This window comes from Chelatococcus sp. YT9 (assembly GCF_018398315.1).
Lineage (GTDB): Bacteria > Pseudomonadota > Alphaproteobacteria > Rhizobiales > Beijerinckiaceae > Chelatococcus.
Genome location: NZ_JAHBRW010000002.1, coordinates 594546 through 611331, shown reverse-complemented (window position 1 = coordinate 611331; position 16786 = coordinate 594546). Strand labels below are relative to the sequence as shown.

Sequence of the window (16786 nt, the reverse complement as noted above, 5' to 3'; positions counted from 1 at the left end):
TGATGAGCGTGCGGCTTGAAGGACGGCGGATTGTCATAACCGGCGCGGCTTCCGGGATCGGAGCCGCCGTCGCCCGGCTCGCGTCAGCGGAGGGGGCAAGGGTTGCCTGTTTGGACCGGGATGGAGCAGGAGCTGCGACACTCGCGGCGAGCCTGCCCTTGGCCGGTCACTCGGAGCAGGTCGATGTGACCGATCCGGATGCGGTGAAGCGCGCGATAGATGCGGCTGCGAAGGCGCTGGGTGCGATCGATGGTCTCGTGAACTCGGCCGGCGTGGTTGCGCTAGGCCCGGTCAGCGAGATGACCATCGAGACTTGGCGCAAGGTTATCGACGTCAATCTCACGGGTACGTTCATCGTCAGCCAGGCGACGATTCCGCATCTGCGCGACACGCGGGAGGCGGCGATCGTCAATATCGCTTCAGCCCAGGCGTTGATGCCGATCGCAGGAGCGTCCGCTTATGCGGCGTCGAAGGGCGGGGTGCAAAGTCTGAGCAAGGCTCTCGCGGCGGAACTGGCCCCCGACATTCGTGTGAATTGCATTTGCCCCGGGCTCATCGACACTCCGATGAACGCCGGCTTGAAGAAGGCACCCGAAGACGGGCCACCCGTTCCACTCGACCGTTATGCGCTGCGGCGCTGGGGGAAGGCCGAGGAGATCGCCGCGTCGATCGTTTATCTCCTGTCCAAGGATGCGTCTTATGTAACCGGCGCCACGCTTGCCATCGATGGCGGCCGGACATTCCACTGAGGGCTTCATGAACGATCTGTTCAGTCTGAAGGGAAGAACGGCGGTCGTTACTGGCGCCGGGCGTGGCCTTGGCGCCGCGATTGCCACTGCGCTTTCAGATGCCGGAGCGCGGGTTGTCTTGATCGGGCGTAAGCGTGAACCACTGGAGGAGGTCAGTGCGGCGATCTCTGGCGCTGGTGGCGAGACATCGGTTGAAGTCTGCGATGTGACCGACGCGGATGCGATCGCTTCAACGATGAAGACGATCACTCTCCGCTACGGCCGCATTGATATCCTGGTGAATAATGCGGGCATCTCGCACCGGGCAGAATTCTCTGAGGTGAGCGAAGCGGCCTGGGACGAGCTCATGGCGGTGAACCTCAAAGGCCCATTCCTGGCAACGCGCGCCGTGTTGCCTGGGATGATCGAGCGCCGTGCTGGAAAGATCATCAACATCGTCTCTGTTGTCGGCGAGCTGGGCCGTCCTTTCATTGTGCCCTATTCCACCTCCAAAGGCGGCTTGCGCATGATGACACGTGCTTTGGCGACCGAGGTGGCTGAGCACAATGTGCAGGTGAACGGCATAGGCCCGGGCTACTTCGTCACGGATATGAATCGTCCCATCATGGATGATGCGCCGCTTTATCAGAGCCGGGTCTCACGTGTCCCCGCCCGACGGTGGGGCGACCCGGAAGAACTCGGCGGCACCGCCGTTTTCCTGGCCTCTCGGGCGTCCGACTATGTCAACGGGCAAGTCATCTACGTTGACGGCGGCTTGAGTTCCTCCTTTTAAAGGTTCCCCAAACGGGCTGGCGGCGATCCTCAAGCGCCTCGAAGCTCTAACACGAACCAATAAAAAGCCCGCCCCGACGAGCGGGGCGGGTTGAGGTCCAGTGATGCGCATCCCACGATAATGCTGCATCACCGGAATAGTTCCGCCGCCATGTGCAGACGGGGCGGCGGACGGTGGCGGTCGTACGTTCGGGAACGAACTGAGATACAGCTTCCCTAAGCCGGCTTGTCTCACTGCGGCAGACGCCATCTTTTCCAGCAGCCCCCAGATGGGTGCGAGCGGGTCGAAGAGCGGGGCGGCTCGCCGGCCTCCGGCGTCGTCGCCCTGGATGTGCCGCCGAGTTGCCCGGAAAGACCTGCCCTCCCACACGAAACGACGAGCAGGCGAACGGAGGGATGGTGATGGCATAGGCGGCCGAGCTCAGCCTTGACGGTTTCGCTCGCCGCTTCCGCTAGCGCGGTTCGTCAACATAGGTCATGATCCCGAGAGTCAGATCTTGAGTGACGCAGCAAGACGACGCGCGCATGCAGGGGGGCATTGGTACCTTGCCACCGTAGCGCTGATGACGAGCGTCTAGGAGTACGCATGCTCTATCTGCTTGCTCTGCTCATCGGTGTCATCGCGGGCCTTCGAGCCATGACAGCGCCCGCGGCGATTGCCTGGGCCGTCTATCTCGGCTGGCTTGATCTCTCTGCCACGCCCCTTGCTTTCATGGGCTACGCCTGGACGCCCTGGATCTTCACGGTGCTCGCTCTCGTCGAGCTGATCGCTGACCAGTTGCCCTCCACCCCAAGTCGCACTGTGCCGGTGCAGTTCGGCACGCGGGTCGTCGTCGGAGCCCTTTGTGGTGCTTGTGTCGGCGCGGCAGGGGGTAATCTCGCGGTAGGCGCGGCCTGCGGTGCGCTCGGCGCTGTGGTCGGCACGCTCGGCGGCCGATCGGTGCGCCGCAGTCTCGCCGCCTCTTTTGGAAAGGACCCGCCCGCCGCCTTCATCGAGGACGCTGTCGCGATCATCGGCGCGGTCCTCATCGTGGTGGTGCTCAGATGACCCGCGCTTTCGATGCCATCATCATCGGCGCCGGTCAGGCTGGTCCGCCCATGGCCGGGCGGCTCACCGCCACCGGCATGCAAGTCGCGGTGATCGAGCGGTTGCATTTCGGTGGCACTTGCGTGAACACCGGCTGCAAGCCGACCAAGACACTGGTGGCCAGCGCTTATGCCGCGCGCATGGCACAACGTGCTGCCGAATATGGCGTGGTGCTGAACGGCCCGCCCGGCATCGACATGATCACCGTACAAGCGCGCGCTGAAAAGATCATCCAGGACGGGCGCGCCGGCGTCGAGGGTTGGCTCGACGGCATGGATGGCTGCACTCTTTTTCGCGGCCATGCGCGCTTCACCGGCCCGCACGCGGTCGAGGTTAACGGCGAAATCCTGAACGCTCCGCGCATCTTCATCAATGTGGGCGGGCGCGCCGCAATACCTGATATGCCTGGCATCGACCAAGTGCCCGTCCTCACCAACAGCGATATGGTCGGCCTGAAGGCTGTGCCGGAGCACCTGGTGATCGTCGGCGGCTCCTATATCGGGCTCGAATTCGCACAGATGTTCCGGCGTTTCGGCGCTGACGTCACGGTGATTGAAAAGGGACCGAGGCTCGTTGGGCGGGAAGACGAGGACGTCTCCGCTACGATTGGTGAGATCCTCGTGGCTGAAGGCGTTGAGATCCGGAACGGTGCCGAATGTATTCGTTTTGCTCGCCATGAGCGCGGGGTGGCCGTGACTGTCGACTGCAAGAATGGCGCTCCCGAGATTATTGGCTCGCATGTGCTGATCGCTGTCGGACGACAGCCCAACACCGAAGATCTCGCCCTTGATAAGGCCAATATCAAGACGGATTCCCGCGGCTATATCGTGGTGGACGACTATCTCGAAACCAGCGTGCCGGGCGTTTATGCGCTGGGCGACTGCAATGGCCGCGGTGCCTTCACTCACACGTCCTACAACGACTTCGAGATTGTCGCCGCCAACCTGCTCGATGGCCAGAACTGGAAAGTGGGCGAACGCGTGCCGGCCTATGCGCTCTATGTCGATCCACCGCTGGGTCGCGTAGGCATGACCGAGGCCCAGGCGCGTGCTTCCGGCCGACCGCTTCTGATTGGAAAGCGACCCATGTCGCGCGTGGGACGCGCGGTGGAGAAGGGCGAAACCTGGGGGTTTATGAAGGTCATCGTCGACGCCGAGACCAAGCGAATCTTAGGTGCCGCTATACTCGGCACAGGGGGGGACGAGGCAATTCACGGTCTACTCGACATCGTCAATGCCGACGTGCCCTACACAGTCTTCCAGCGCGCTGTCCCAATTCACCCGACGGTTTCGGAACTCATCCCGACCCTCCTTGCGGAGATGCAGCCGGCCCAATAGGGCTCCGTCCGGAGCTCGGCACGGGCGATCGATCCCGCCCGATGCCACTTCAGCGGATACAACCATCAATCGAAAAACTCGGCGTCCTCAGGGGCGAGATAGCGACGAGCTGCCTCCGGAATGAATTCTACCCCCAAGCCGGGGCGATCGGGAACCGTGATCAGGCCGTCCTTGACTGGGATACCATCGAAACCTTCTGTGATCTCGTACCAGAATTCCTCGAACCGCGCTGGGTACTCAAATGCGATGAGGTTATCCGGCAGGGTGGCGCAGACCTGGATCAAGGCGGCCAGCCCGAAAATGCCATTACCCGTGCCATGCGGAGCGATGGCGATGCCATGGAGATCGGCGTACTCTGCAACCCATTTGAGTTCAGCGAGACCCCCGACATCGGCCGGATCAGGGCCGATGATATTGACCGCATGAGTTTCGATGAGAGCTTTGAAGTTCTGGCGAAGATAAATTTGCTCGCCGGTATGGATGGGCGTCGTGGTGTTGTGCGTCACATCGCGATAGACATCGGCATTCACATAGGGGGTGTAGTCGCCGGAGATCATATCCTCCAGCCATAGCAGATGGAGCGGCTCGAGAGCTTTCGCGAAGCGCAGGGCATCATGTGGCAGAAAGCCGGGACCCGCATCAATGGCCAGTCCAACGCCGGTGCCCAGCCGCTCTCTCGCCGCCGTGACGCAGTCGATCAGGTAGCGGAAGCCCCGCTCGCTCATGAGACCCTTATGGGGGTAGGGGAGAGGCGAGTTCCGCTGCACCTCCCCATAATGGAAGTTCTCGACGTCCTGCACCAACGTGGAGTGGAAGGCCGTTGGCAACTTGAACATGGTAAAGCCGCCCGGTAAGCCTAGGCCGGCATCCGCCCATCTCGCGTAACCAGCCGGGGAGTGCTCGGCTGCCATTTCGCGATGATAAAGCGTGCGATAAGTGCGCACGCGATCGCGCACCTTTCCGCCGAGCAGTCGATAGGCAGGAACGCCCAGCGCCTTACCGGCGATATCCCAGAGCGCAGTCTCGATGGCGCTGACGGCCGCCCCCCACGGTTTGAACGCCCCACGCGCCCTGATCCGTCGGACGACGCGTTCAACGTTGACCGGATCCTCACCGACAACGTAGTCTTTAAGCTGCAGAACAGCAGGCTTCATATAAGGTTTCGGCGTCTCTATTTGCGACCAGCCCGTGATGCCCTCGTCTGTCGTGATGCGAATCACCGGACTATTGGCGATAACGGCGCATTTGACGTCCGTGATCTTCATGGCTGCCTCACTCGTGCCCGGACCCGGATGATTGTCTCGCCTGCCAAAGGGCGAATTCCTCCTCTGCTTCGGGAGCAAGCGGGTAATAGCGGCGAAGATCTCCGCCGCGCGCCAGTTGTTCGCGTGAGAAGTCCTCCCAATCCGCGTGTTGGCTTCCGTGCTTGAGCACTTCCTCCGCGAGAGCAATTGGAACGACGACTGCGCCGTCGTCGTCAGCGATGATGATGTCGCCGGGGACCACAAAGGCGCCTCCACAGGCGATTGGGACGTTCACGGCATGCGGCATAAGCACGGTCTGGGTGTGAAAGTTCGGCGTAGTGCCGCGCAGCCAAAGGCCCAGGTCGAGATTGAATGCTTTGGCAGAATCGCGGATGCAGCCGTCGATTACCATGCCCGCGCCGCCTTTTCCGGCGAAATACGTCAGCATCATCTCGCCGAAGATGCCGCTGTCCATGTCTCCCCGGGCGTCCACGACAACGATATCGCCAGGCTCAGAATGGTAGAGCGCATGGCGGTGGAGCTGCTTTTCCCGGTCAGTATACTCGCTCTCGCCGTATAGGTCCTCGCGCTTCGGCATGAATTGGAGAGTGATGGCTGGGCCAGCGATCCTCTTGCCCCTGGTATGAGGCGCAGGACCACGCATGAAGGGATTGCGAATTCCCAGCTTGTACAATTCGCTACTCGCGGTCGCGGCCCCGATACTTGCGAGCCCCTCGACGAGAGCGCGGGGCGGGCGGCTGATGTGCGGCACCGGTATCATTTCCTCTCCGATTCTGTTGAAGCCCAATTCGAACTTTGATTGGGGCGCGATCTACTAGGCTCGTTTCGTTCTTTTCGTGCCGGCTCGCCGGGCTTGCGGTGTTGGAGCCGGTTGTTGCGAGAGCGGCGATCTCACCCTCATCGCTTCCGATACCCGGCAGCGATGCAGCAGCCCAACGAGCCTTCTCGTCGCATGGCGATAGACCTATCGGAAGTAGTTCAGAAGGGCGTCGACCATGGCCTGACCCATTCTGGCGCGCGTCTCGTGGGTGGCACTTCCGACATGGGGCAAGAGGGTCGTACGGTTGCTCTGCAACAGTCCCGGATGGACGTCGGGTTCATGAGCGAATACATCCAGGCCCGCGCCAGAGATTGTGCCCTCGCTGAGGGCGGTAACCAGCGCATCTTCATCGACCACGGTGCCGCGCGCGACATTGATCAGAATGCCTGAAGGGCCGAGGGCGCGGAGAACCGCCGCGCTGACCAAATTTCGCGTTTCCACATTGCCGGGGCAACTGACGACAAGGCAGTCGCCCCAAGCCGCGAGTTCGATAGGAGTCTTGAAGTAGGGAAGGGTGGTACCGGCTTGCTGCTGTCGGCCGCAATAGGCGATCGATGCGCCCATGATGGCGAGGCGACTTGCGATCGCCTTCCCGATATGGCCGAGGCCGAGGATGCCAACCTTCATTCCCGCTACGGAGCGGCCGAGCGGATAACTGCCTTTCAGCCAGAGGCCAGTTCTTACAAAGTTGTCAGCCGGAACCAGGTTGCGGGCCACGGACACGAGCAGCCATAAAGCAAGATCTGCGACTTCATTGGCCAGTATGGTGGATGTGTTAGCAATTTTTATACCGCGTGCTTCGGCGGCCATCACATCAAGACCATCCAGTCCTGCAGATGTAACCGAAATAATCTCAAGATTAGGGAGCTTGTCGAGAAGCGTGGCGGTGACAGCACTCTTTCCGGTTCCCGCGACCGCTTTGATCTGCTCGCCATGGAGTTGCAGAAAGCGGGCCTGCTCGTGAGGCGAAGAAGGATACCGCACCACATCGAACGTCTCGCGAAGCGCCGCCACGACCCGGTCGGGCAAATCGGTCATCTGCAGAACAACGCGGTCTTGAACGGGCATGTCCTTGAGCACCTTTCTAGATGCGCGCCAGGCGGCTGCGGTCGTTGCTGATGATATCGACGAACGGCCACAGAACATCGAAATGCTGACGCATGGCGATTGCCGCCGCAGGGCCGTCACCGGCCATCACGGCGTCCAGCACCAGCTGGTGGCGACGCAACGTCACCCGTGCGTCGCGCAGATCACTCTGCAGGCCCAGAACACGCATGGTGTAGCGAAGCACGCCGCTCAACCCGTGGAGCGTATGACGCATGATTGAATTGCCTGATGCATCGGCTAGCGCCATATGGAACGCGAAATCGCCTTCAAGCCACGGCTCGAGTGAATCGACGTTCCGCTGCATCTTCAAGAATGCGGCGTGCAAGGGCGCCAATGTTTCTGTCGTGCCGCGCTTGGCCGCGAGCTCGGCCAGATCGACTTCGACTGCGCGGCGCAGCTCGACGGCCTCGCGAAACCCATTGTCACTGGAGCGTATAGCGAGACGATAGAAGCCTTCGAGGGCTGAGGAATCCAGAGCGCGGATCCGCGCGACGCGGCCCTGCCGGAGCTCAACGACACCGAAAACCGCGAGCTGCTTAAGCGCTTCGCGAACCACAGGCTTGCTCACGCCGAACCGTTCGGCAAGCTCGGATTCAGCAGGCAGTGGATCGCCAACGCCAAATTCCTTCAGCGCGATGAGCTCGATGAGGCGATCCGCAACCCGGCTCGAGAGATAGTTTCCGTCTGAGGCCAACTGCGGCTCCTTTCTGGCCGAACTTATTTGATAAGTTACGAGCCTGTCAATCGCGGAAAGTTTCTATCCCATTGATTTTGCGTAATTTATCTAAGTTGACTGAAGTTGTGCCTATTTGCTATGTTGCCATGTCTCCTCGCGGCAACGGCGAGTAGGCGGGGAGGGGATATGCCGAGAACGATGTCTGCGAGCGCGGTCAAATTAGTTGGCCGTCAACGCCTTGTCGTCCGCGCCGATGCGGACGCGCTGAACCGCAGTCGCCGCGTGGTCACGACGGCTCACCTCAAAGCCCGTGCGCTCGGGTGCACAAGGGTGCCATGAATTACAATTTTCGCTTCGAGCCGATACTTGACAGGCTGCCCGAACTTCTTGCCGGAGCCTGGATGACGATCCAGCTGTCGGCAACCGCGATGGCGATCGGGTTGGCTCTGGCTGTGCCCTGCGCCATTATTCGCACGTCAGGGCCGAGGTTGCCGGCGCTCATCGTTTCCGGCTATGTAGAGACCGTTCGCAATACGCCATTTTTGGTGCAGATATTTATTGTCTTCTTTGGTCTGCCTTCACTTGGCGTTCGGTTTTCTCCCGACGTCGCGGCACTCATTGCCATGGCGTTGAATGTAGGCGCTTATGTTACCGAAATCCTGCGGTCCGGGATCGAGGCTGTTCCACGGGGACAGGTCGAGGCGGGCAAGGCGTTGGGTCTCGGCAAGGCACAAATCTTCGTCTATGTCGTGCTTCGACCTGCCATTCGGGCTGTGTACCCGGCGCTCACCAGCCAGTATGTTCTTCTCATCCTGCAATCGAGCGTTATCTCCGCCATATCGGCTGAGGAGTTGACCTCGGTGGCGAACGATATTGCGTCGCAGACTTTCTCGAATTTCGAGGTCTATCTCATCGTTACGGCGATATATTTTATCATGGGCATCGGCTTTGCGTGGGTTTTTCACGTGGCGTCAAGGGTCATGTTCGCCTATCCTGAAAAGTAGGCTCGGCAATGATACGTCCTTTTGGCTTTGCTGAATTCACAACCATCCTTCTTGCCACCCAATTTACCCTGCTTTTGTCGCTGATCGCCCTGATCGGCGGCGGAATTGGTGGAATGGCGGTTGCGTTGCTTCGCACAGGAAGCTGGGGCATGGGCCGGCGCCTCGCCGCAAGCTATATCGTGGTGTTTCAGGGAACGCCTCTGCTGATGCAGCTTGCGCTCGTGTTCTTCGGGGCGAATGTAGTCGGATACGACATCAATGTCTGGCTCGCGGCGGCGCTCGGCTTGACCCTGCACGCGAGCGCTTATCTCGGCGGCATTTGGCGGGGTAGCATCGAGGCGGTCCCCAGAGGTCAGGTGGAGGCATCGAAGGCGCTGGGCCTCACGTATGTGACAGCGATGACTTATGTCGTGCTTCCACAAGCTTTCAAGATTGCGTTGCCACCTACAGTTGGCTTTATCGTGCAGTTGATCAAATCGACTTCAGTCACGGCGCTGATCGGGTTTGTTGAGCTCACGAGAACTGGGCAAATCATAAACAATGCCACATTCAGGCCGTTCCTGGTCTTTGGCATTGTGTCTTGCATCTACTTCACGCTCTGTTGGCCGCTTTCACTGCTGAGCGCTCGCCTCGAGCGGAAGCTGTCTCCGGCCGTTCGTTGAAAGCTCAGCCATAAGAACACGATGTATTTCAAGGAGGAGGATAGGATGGTCGATCTTGTGAAGAGATTCGCGCGCTTTGCGACAGTGGTTTTCGGGCTCTCGCTGGCGACCACGGCGGTGGCGCAGCAACCAAGCAATTTGCAGGAGCTCAAGGCCGCGGGCGAGCTCAAGGTCGGCGTCCTCGTCGATTTTCCGCCCTTCGGAATCATGAACGAAAAGAATGAGCCTGATGGCTTTGACATCGATGTCGCTAAAGCCCTCGCGAAGCGAATGGGGCTCAAGGTCAAGCTCGTGCCGATAACCGGCCCCAACCGTATTCCCTTTCTGCAGACCGGTAAGGTCGATATGCTGGTTGCGTCCCTGGCTATCACCAAGGAACGCGCTGAGCAGGTGCTGTTTTCGCAACCTTACGCAGCGATCCAGGGCGTCCTTTATGCGCGCAAAGATCTTCCCATCAAAAGCTACGCGGATCTCGGCGGCTTGTCCGTGGGCGTGGCACGCGGTAGTCCGCAAGACACGCAGGTTACCAAGAATGCGCCTTCCAACACCAAGATCCAACGCTTTGATGAGATCACGGCTGTCTATCAAGCTGTTCTCGCGGGGCAGGTCGATGCGGCGGTTGTCAGTTCGCTTGTGGCGCTCGAATTGGCAAAGCAACTTGCGGCGACCTATGAGACGAAATTCGTGCTTTATCAGCAGGTGCAAGGCGTTGCGATGCGCAAGGGCAGTGACGCGTTGGCTGCCGAGGTCAACAGCCACATCGGCGATATGCTGGCTTCGGGCGAATTGAACCAAGTCAATCGCAAGTGGTTGCATAGCGATCTCCCGAAGCTGACGAGCGACCTTTAACGGAGCAACTTGCCATGTTTGTTGCCGCGGACAGCTCATCTCTCGCAGACGCCGCGCTGATCACGCTGAAGAGCGTGAGCAAGTGGTTCGGCAAATTTCAGGCGTTGAACGATGTCGACCTCACGGTGCGGCGCGGTGAGAAGATAGTTGTCTGTGGCCCATCCGGGTCCGGAAAATCCACACTCATCCGCTGCATCAACCAGCTTGAGAGCCATCAGAGCGGCGAAATCCGCTTCGACGGGGCTGAGGTATCCGATGGCATGGCGAATATCGAAAATATTCGCCGCGATATCGGAATGGTTTTTCAACAATTCAATCTTTTCCCGCATCTGACCGTCCTTGAAAATTGCATGCTAGCGCCGGTTAAAACCGGGAGGGCGAGCCGTAGCGATGCCCGCGCGACAGCGATCACCTTGCTGGAGCGTGTCCGCATCCGTGATCAAGCGGACAAGTATCCTGCGCAACTGTCCGGCGGCCAACAGCAGCGCGTCGCGATCGCGCGTGCCTTGTCCATGAGTCCCAAGGTGATGCTCTTCGACGAACCGACCTCCGCGCTCGATCCCGAGATGGTCAAGGAAGTGCTGGACACCATGATCGATCTGGCGCGTGACGGCATGACCATGATCTGTGTCACTCACGAAATGGGCTTCGCGCGCGCGGTAGCCGACAGGGTCGTGTTCATGGATGCCGGCCGCATCGTCGAGGTCGCGCCGCCGGAACGGTTCTTCAGTGATGCGCGCAGCCCCCGGACGCGAGAATTCCTGTCACGGATCTTGAGCCATTGAGGCTCGGCGCCGAAAGGTGTCAACAGGCCAATGCTTCCATACCGCGTGATGGGACGGGATGCCAGCTATGTCGGCCTTGCAGTCGTGCCCTTCCACCACCCTGGCGCGGCCGACAGAGGAACTGAACTTGTCGACGCCCGTTGCGCTGATGCCGCCGCGTGCGTTGACCGGTCGGCAGATCGCACCGAAGTCGTTGCGACCGCTTACTAGCTCGCTGGAACCTTGCAAAGCCGTGCCCACCTCGCAGGCAGGCTTGGGCGCAGGCACGCATCCGCGGTGGGAATGAGCCCGGCGCTCTGAGCTCCGCACCTAACCCTCACTTCGCGCCGGCGTGAGGTGCCAGCTCCTTTCATCCCGCCTTCTCGTGGATGACGGAGCGCACACAGTATTCCAGTCAGCAATGCCTTCAAGTCTTCGAATGTTGGTCGCGATGAACGCGACGTGGGCTCTACCGTCATCTGGAAGGTGAGGCGCCATGCTCTATGGACAGTGATGACGCTGGATATCGAACACCTGGGGGTTCAAGGATCGCTCGGGCGAGCTGCATGAGCTCACCGTCCTCCGCACTGCGCCGCCGTCCTCTCTTCGCTCACGTTCGAAGACGACCGCGGGTTATGGTTGCATGACCTCCGCGGTCCTGCCGACAGGCGCTGCTCATCCTCAGCTTGAAAGCAAACCATTGCCTGCCGGGCCGCGCCAACTCCAGAACTGGGCACTTTCGGAGAATGTTTCTTTTCATTCGTTGACAATATGAATGGTTTTATACATAAACAGACAGCGCTGATATTTTCATTCTGACCACCCAAGGAGGCCCCATGTCGTCATCCGAAATCCTGGAGTTCGACGCACCCAGCGTCGGTCTATCCTTCCGGGCTAGACTTCTTGTCGAAGAGAATCCCGATGTCGTCGCGCAGGTGCTCACCCAATTGCCCCTGAAGAGTGTGCTCGGCCACGTCGTCATCTCCGGCGAAGCGATCTGGATGCCGACGCGCATTGTCCATCTCGGCCGCAACAATATGGTTCAGCGCCATCCCGGCGCCGTCTACCTTTATGCGCCTGGCCAGTCGATCTGCCTGACCTATGGCAAGATCACGGAGAGCGCGAATGTGAATAAATTCGCTGAGGTGTTCGAAGAGGATCTCGCGAAACTCCAGCAGCTCGGCACAGAGGTCTATGAGCAGACCGTCACGCAGCCGCGGCGCAATATCGTCGAAATCAATGTCCGGAGGGCAGCCTGATGTCCGCACTTGCGAAGTTCACCGGTGACTGGCGGGAAGCCAAGGCAATCATCGAGAAGGAGATTGATCGGGTCTGGTTTGAAGAGCCCGAGGAGATCCAGAAGATTCGCTGGGGTGTGATCGACAGTGGTGCGGGGAGCGGCGAGCAGTCCTTCTCCGTGCTGGTTCATCTTGAAGCCTATATGATGCTGGTCGGTGCCGACGTGATGTACCGTTTGCTGAAGATTTCCCAATATGAGGATATGGAGCTCGCAACGCTGAACCGCATGACGCGCGAGTTCCTGACAGGCACGTTCAATGTATTTGAATTCATGACCGACCTCGGGCTCACGAATATGCATAAAGTGGGGCAGATGTATTCAGATACACTGGAGACGCTGACCACCAAGGACGAATATGTCGAACTGACTGGCGCCATGATGACCTACGTCATCCGCATGCATCGCTGGATCCATTTTATCTTCCCGTGGAACCTCGGCGTCGCCTTTCCGCACCGCAAACCAGCAGAAGTGCAGGCCTTCTCAAGGCTCGTCGCGGCGGCCTGAGACAGGGGCAGTCCCAAAAAAGCGCAGGCCAGGGCCGCATCGCGGCCCTGGCCTTTTCCATGCGCACAAAATTATGCGCGCGCCCACCGAATGAATATAATAATACAGATCTGTGAGTGGCTGATGCGCATTGGGATAGCAGACGTGGCGGCAAGCAAGACAACGGAAGACAGCGCGGCGTTGGGGGCGAACGCTCACCCGGCGGATCGACAGTCATTGCGGGCAGAGCTCGATCGCCGGGCGGCGGGCCAAAGGCTGACGCCCGGCCAGCGCCGCATCGCCCAGTGCATGATCGAGAACAGCGCGCAACTGGGATTTCTCTCCAGCATGGAGCTGGCGGAACTCGCCGATGTCAGCCAGCCCTCGGTCACGCGCTTTGCCGTTGCCCTCGGCTTCGACGGCTACCTGGAAATGCGGCGGTTTCTGCGCGCCAATCATTCCGGAGAAGGCGCCGCCCAGGAACAATGCGAGACCAACCGTTACCAGACGGCCGTGCTTGCCGAGGCCAACAATCTGGGAGAGCTCGGACAATCCTTGTCCGACACCCGCGTTATCGAAAGCTTTGGCGAGGCGCTTGCAAAGTCACGGCCACTCGCCGTGCTCGGTTTGCGCGCCTCGGCCGGGCTTGCCACCCAATTCGCCTATTTCGCCGCCAAAGTGCATCCTGACGTCCGGCTTCTGACCGGCGGGGGATCGTTCATCGAGGACCAGGTCGAGCAATGTGCCGCAGCCGGTGGCCGCACTATGCTGGTCTTCATGATGCCGCTCCATCCCAGGGAGACGATGCGGGCTATTGAATGCGCCCGTCAGGCCGGCATGAGTATCGCACTCGTCACCGACGCGAGCTTCAACAACCATGAAGGCGTCGCCGATCTTCTGCTGACATCACGGGTCAGCAATCGCCTGCTCTTCGATTCCTATGTAGGCTCGGCGATGCTCGTCTCTGTACTACTCGACGCACTTTGCACCAGCATGAAGGGTGATGCCCAGAAGCGGCTTGAGGCAGTCGACCGCTCCTCGAAGAGGCGGAAGGTCTTTGTGAGCTGACGAAGCGTCTGCCATGAAGCCCTTTGCGAAGCCCCTCTGCTGCACGGCGCAGCAGAGGGGTCTCGCAGCACCCAGCGGTTGGTTGATCAGTTGCGTCGGCGCACGGCACCTAACCCTACCGTTCTGTCGACGATGACCAGCAGGATGACCGAGGCCACGATCAACACGGTCGACATTGCTGCGACAAAAGGCTCGTATTCATATTGCAGATAGGCACGCAACTGCAATGGCAGCGTCGTCCAGTTCTTGTTCGCTAGGAAGACCGAAACCGTATAGTTGTTCCAGGATAGAACAAAAACAATGATCAGCGATGGAATAATGCTTGCCTTGAGCAGGGGCAACGTCACGCGCCAGAGCGCCTGCCGGGGCGTAGCGCCGACGCTGAGCGCCGCTTCCTCGAGCCGCACGTCAAAGCCTTCCATCTGCGCCATCACGTTGCGCAACGGATAAGGCAGGGTAACGACAACGTGGGCAGCGAGAAGCGTATAGATATTGTTCACCAATCCCATCATGAAGATGATCTGAAACAAGGCTAGGGCCACAATCACAGCGGGAATGAACAAGGGCGACATCAGGAGCGATGACGCGAATGCTCTTGCTGCGCCGCGCTGACGCTGCAGGCCTATGGCGGCGAGAACGCCGAGGCCGGTGCTGAGAAGCGCCGTGGCAACGCCGAGGATGGTGCTGGCCCAGGCGGCGTACAGGAAGTCCGGCTTATCCAGAATCGTGACATACCACTTCAGCGTGAAGCCCTGCGGCGGAAAGACCATCGCTACGGGATTGAAGGAGACCGCGATCAGTATGGCGAGAGGCGCCAGAAGGAAGGCGAAGAACAGCACGGTCCCAACATACCACAGGGTGCTGCCGACGAGCGTTCTCTGCATAGGGCTCACCTCACGCCGCTTGAACGGCCGCTACCGGCCGGCCGGCGGATCGCACCGCCCATTGATAGACCCCCAGCATCACCATGGTGACGATCAGGAGGATGACGCCGATGGTGGCGGCGAACGGCAGATTGTTCGACACAGTCGCCGTTTCGTAAGCCGCCACGCTCATGAAGCGCACCCGCCCTCCACCGAGGAGGATCGGCACGACGAAGGATTCCACATTGATGCCGAAGGCCAGCACGCTGCCGGCCAGGATCCCCGGTACGCTGAGTGGCAGCGTCACCCTGCGGAAAGCGGAGAGTGGAGTGGCGCCCACGGTCATTGCCGCCTGTTCGAGCTGGCGCGGGATTGCCTGGAGAACGCCGAAGACGGACATCACGACGAAAGGCACCGCCACCTGCACCATCCCGATGAGGACAGCCGTCTCATTGTAGAGGAGCGGGAGCGGGCGAGCGCTGATGCCGAGGCCGACCAGGATCTGATTGACCAGGCCGTTGCGGCCGAGAACCACCATCAGGCTTAGCGTGCGCACCACCAGATTGACCCAGAGGGGCAGCATGACGAGCAGGATCAGCCAGGTCTGTGTGGTCGGCGCGGCGCGTGCAATCACAAAGGCTCCGAGATAGCCGATCACCACGGAGAATAATGTCGCAATCGCCGCGAGCCTGATGGTGCGCAATAGAAGATCATTCACATAATAGCTGTCTGTGAGAAACCGGGCGTAGTTCCCGAGCGTAAAGGTCTGTTGAACTTCACCGGTCGGTCCGGAGCTGAGAAAGCTCAGGATAACGACCCAGATCAATGGCACCACGAAGAAGGCGCCAAGAATAACAACAGCCGGAAGAACAAGGACGGCGGAGGTCTTCATCGCGCAGGTGCCTCGTTCGGCAGCAAGCGAGCCTGGCAGCGCAGGGTCACCGTGTCGCCCGCCCGAAACACCGGCGCGTCAGGGCGTCGTTTCACACGCATCTGGCGATCACCCAGCCGTATGAGATAGTCGCTCGACTGGCCGAAGAACATGAGGCGGTCCACGATACCCCGCGGCAGCTCCCGCTCGCTTTCTGTGTCAGGTGTGCCGAGCGTTACCCATTCCGGGCGCACGAAGGCGACGACGCCCCGCCCCACATGCCGCTCAGCGTCCTCCACCGGGATAACCGCATCGTCGGCGACGCGCAGGCCGTGGATCGTCCCGCGACTTTCGACCTGTCCACGGAAGAAAAAAGCTTCGCCCACAAAACGTGCCACATATTCAGAGACCGGGCGGTTGTAGATGGCATCGGGCGTATCAAGTTGCTCGATGATGCCCCTGTTCATGACCACGACGCGATCCGAAAGCGACAACGCCTCTTCCTGATCGTGCGTGACGAAGACCGTTGTGAGCCCTAGTGTCTGTTGCAGCGTTTTGAGTTCTACCTGCATATCTTGGCGCAAGTTTTTGTCGAGCGCGCTGAGCGGCTCGTCGAGCAGAAGCACATCGGGCTGCAGCACGATGGCGCGCGCCAACGCCACGCGCTGTTGCTGCCCCCCGGAGAGCTGGGACGGCAGCCGATCGGCAAGCGCTTCGAGCTGCACCATGGCGAGAGCCTTGCTGACGCGCGCGCGCAGCTCAGCGGCAGGCGTGCCACGCAACTCGAGGCCCATCGAGACATTGCGGAAGACGCTGAGATGGGGCCATAGCGCGAAATTTTGGAAAACGAAGCCAATCCGGCGTTTCCATACAGGATCACGCGTGACGTCGCGCCCTGCGATGTGGATCTCTCCACCACTTGGCTCCTCAAGGCCGGCAATAATCCGCAAAAGCGTGCTCTTGCCACAGCCGCTCGGCCCAAGAACGGAGAGAAACTCTCCTTCACGCACGTCTAGATTGACGCTGTCGAGGGCAACGAAGCCACCCCAGCGTTTCGAGATCCGGTTGACGCTAATCTGCCCCATCGGCGACTGTTCCTCGCTACTCAAC

General features: G+C 60.2%; 18 protein-coding genes. 11 read left to right on the top strand and 7 right to left on the bottom strand.

Going from position 1 to position 16786, the window contains the following annotated elements; genetic code table 11:
- The first annotated feature begins 2 nt into the window (after positions 1 to 2).
- The 4 genes from KIO76_RS22870 (at position 3) to KIO76_RS22855 (ending at position 3944) form a co-directional block, all read left to right on the top strand.
- On the top strand, positions 3 to 749 hold the full coding sequence (locus KIO76_RS22870) for an SDR family NAD(P)-dependent oxidoreductase (protein WP_249730008.1): 747 nt from the start codon (positions 3 to 5) through the stop codon (positions 747 to 749).
- A 7-nt stretch (positions 750 to 756) separates the two neighbouring features.
- Positions 757 to 1521 carry an SDR family NAD(P)-dependent oxidoreductase gene (locus KIO76_RS22865; RefSeq protein WP_213325891.1) on the top strand — a complete coding sequence of 255 codons (765 nt, stop codon included), beginning with the start codon at positions 757 to 759 and terminating at the stop codon, positions 1519 to 1521.
- Positions 1522 to 2106: 585 nt separating this feature from the next.
- Entirely contained in the window at positions 2107 to 2568 is a 462-nt protein-coding gene (locus tag KIO76_RS22860; protein WP_213325890.1) for a DUF4126 family protein, read from the top strand.
- Entirely contained in the window at positions 2565 to 3944 is a 1380-nt protein-coding gene (locus tag KIO76_RS22855) for an FAD-containing oxidoreductase (RefSeq protein WP_213325889.1), read from the top strand. The genes KIO76_RS22860 and KIO76_RS22855 overlap by 4 nt, the downstream gene beginning before the upstream one ends.
- 65 nt (positions 3945 to 4009) lie before the next feature.
- Here the strand turns inward: KIO76_RS22855 and KIO76_RS22850 are convergent, their stop codons facing one another.
- From KIO76_RS22850 to KIO76_RS22835, 4 genes are all read right to left on the bottom strand, one after another.
- The gene (locus tag KIO76_RS22850) at positions 4010 to 5209 is read right to left on the bottom strand and encodes a mandelate racemase/muconate lactonizing enzyme family protein (protein WP_213325888.1); all 1200 of its coding nucleotides are present in this window, start codon (positions 5207 to 5209) and stop codon (positions 4010 to 4012) included.
- Between the two features lie 7 nt (positions 5210 to 5216).
- Positions 5217 to 5969 carry a ribonuclease activity regulator RraA gene (locus tag KIO76_RS22845; RefSeq protein ID WP_213325887.1) on the bottom strand — a complete coding sequence of 251 codons (753 nt, stop codon included), beginning with the start codon at positions 5967 to 5969 and terminating at the stop codon, positions 5217 to 5219.
- Positions 5970 to 6173: 204 nt separating this feature from the next.
- The gene (locus tag KIO76_RS22840) at positions 6174 to 7097 is read right to left on the bottom strand and encodes a 2-hydroxyacid dehydrogenase (protein WP_213325886.1); all 924 of its coding nucleotides are present in this window, start codon (positions 7095 to 7097) and stop codon (positions 6174 to 6176) included.
- A 16-nt stretch (positions 7098 to 7113) separates the two neighbouring features.
- Positions 7114 to 7830 carry a FadR/GntR family transcriptional regulator gene (locus KIO76_RS22835; RefSeq protein WP_213325885.1) on the bottom strand — a complete coding sequence of 239 codons (717 nt, stop codon included), beginning with the start codon at positions 7828 to 7830 and terminating at the stop codon, positions 7114 to 7116.
- Positions 7831 to 8147: 317 nt separating this feature from the next.
- Between KIO76_RS22835 and KIO76_RS22830 the strand changes: the two genes are divergently transcribed.
- The 7 genes from KIO76_RS22830 to KIO76_RS22800 all read left to right on the top strand — a co-directional run bounded on the left by KIO76_RS22830 (position 8148) and on the right by KIO76_RS22800 (position 13942).
- Complete coding sequence (locus KIO76_RS22830) at positions 8148 to 8816, top strand: amino acid ABC transporter permease (protein WP_213325884.1); 669 nt, start codon at positions 8148 to 8150, stop codon at positions 8814 to 8816.
- 8 nt (positions 8817 to 8824) lie between these two features.
- The gene (locus KIO76_RS22825; RefSeq protein ID WP_213325883.1) at positions 8825 to 9478 is read left to right on the top strand and encodes an amino acid ABC transporter permease; all 654 of its coding nucleotides are present in this window, start codon (positions 8825 to 8827) and stop codon (positions 9476 to 9478) included.
- Between the two features lie 45 nt (positions 9479 to 9523).
- Positions 9524 to 10327: a transporter substrate-binding domain-containing protein gene (locus KIO76_RS22820; protein WP_213325882.1), complete on the top strand. Its 804-nt coding sequence runs from the start codon at positions 9524 to 9526 to the stop codon at positions 10325 to 10327.
- A 14-nt stretch (positions 10328 to 10341) separates the two neighbouring features.
- On the top strand, positions 10342 to 11112 hold the full coding sequence (locus KIO76_RS22815; RefSeq protein WP_283771513.1) for an amino acid ABC transporter ATP-binding protein: 771 nt from the start codon (positions 10342 to 10344) through the stop codon (positions 11110 to 11112).
- A gap of 815 nt (positions 11113 to 11927) precedes the next feature.
- Entirely contained in the window at positions 11928 to 12350 is a 423-nt protein-coding gene (locus KIO76_RS22810) for a DUF3830 family protein (RefSeq protein WP_213325881.1), read from the top strand.
- Positions 12350 to 12895 (top strand): cucumopine synthase-related protein, encoded by a 546-nt coding sequence (locus tag KIO76_RS22805; protein WP_213325880.1) that lies wholly within the window; start codon positions 12350 to 12352, stop codon positions 12893 to 12895. The genes KIO76_RS22810 and KIO76_RS22805 overlap by 1 nt, the downstream gene beginning before the upstream one ends.
- A gap of 144 nt (positions 12896 to 13039) precedes the next feature.
- Positions 13040 to 13942 (top strand): MurR/RpiR family transcriptional regulator, encoded by a 903-nt coding sequence (locus tag KIO76_RS22800; protein WP_213325879.1) that lies wholly within the window; start codon positions 13040 to 13042, stop codon positions 13940 to 13942.
- A gap of 86 nt (positions 13943 to 14028) precedes the next feature.
- Here KIO76_RS22800 and KIO76_RS22795 read toward each other — a convergent pair whose 3' ends face one another.
- From KIO76_RS22795 to KIO76_RS22785, 3 genes are read right to left on the bottom strand one after another with little or no spacing between them, the layout of a single operon-like run.
- Positions 14029 to 14826: an ABC transporter permease gene (locus KIO76_RS22795; RefSeq protein ID WP_213325878.1), complete on the bottom strand. Its 798-nt coding sequence runs from the start codon at positions 14824 to 14826 to the stop codon at positions 14029 to 14031.
- Between the two features lie 10 nt (positions 14827 to 14836).
- Entirely contained in the window at positions 14837 to 15697 is an 861-nt protein-coding gene (locus KIO76_RS22790; RefSeq protein WP_213325877.1) for an ABC transporter permease, read from the bottom strand.
- Positions 15694 to 16761: an ABC transporter ATP-binding protein gene (locus tag KIO76_RS22785; protein ID WP_213325876.1), complete on the bottom strand. Its 1068-nt coding sequence runs from the start codon at positions 16759 to 16761 to the stop codon at positions 15694 to 15696. The genes KIO76_RS22790 and KIO76_RS22785 overlap by 4 nt, the downstream gene beginning before the upstream one ends.
- Between the last annotated feature and the right edge of the window lie 25 nt (positions 16762 to 16786).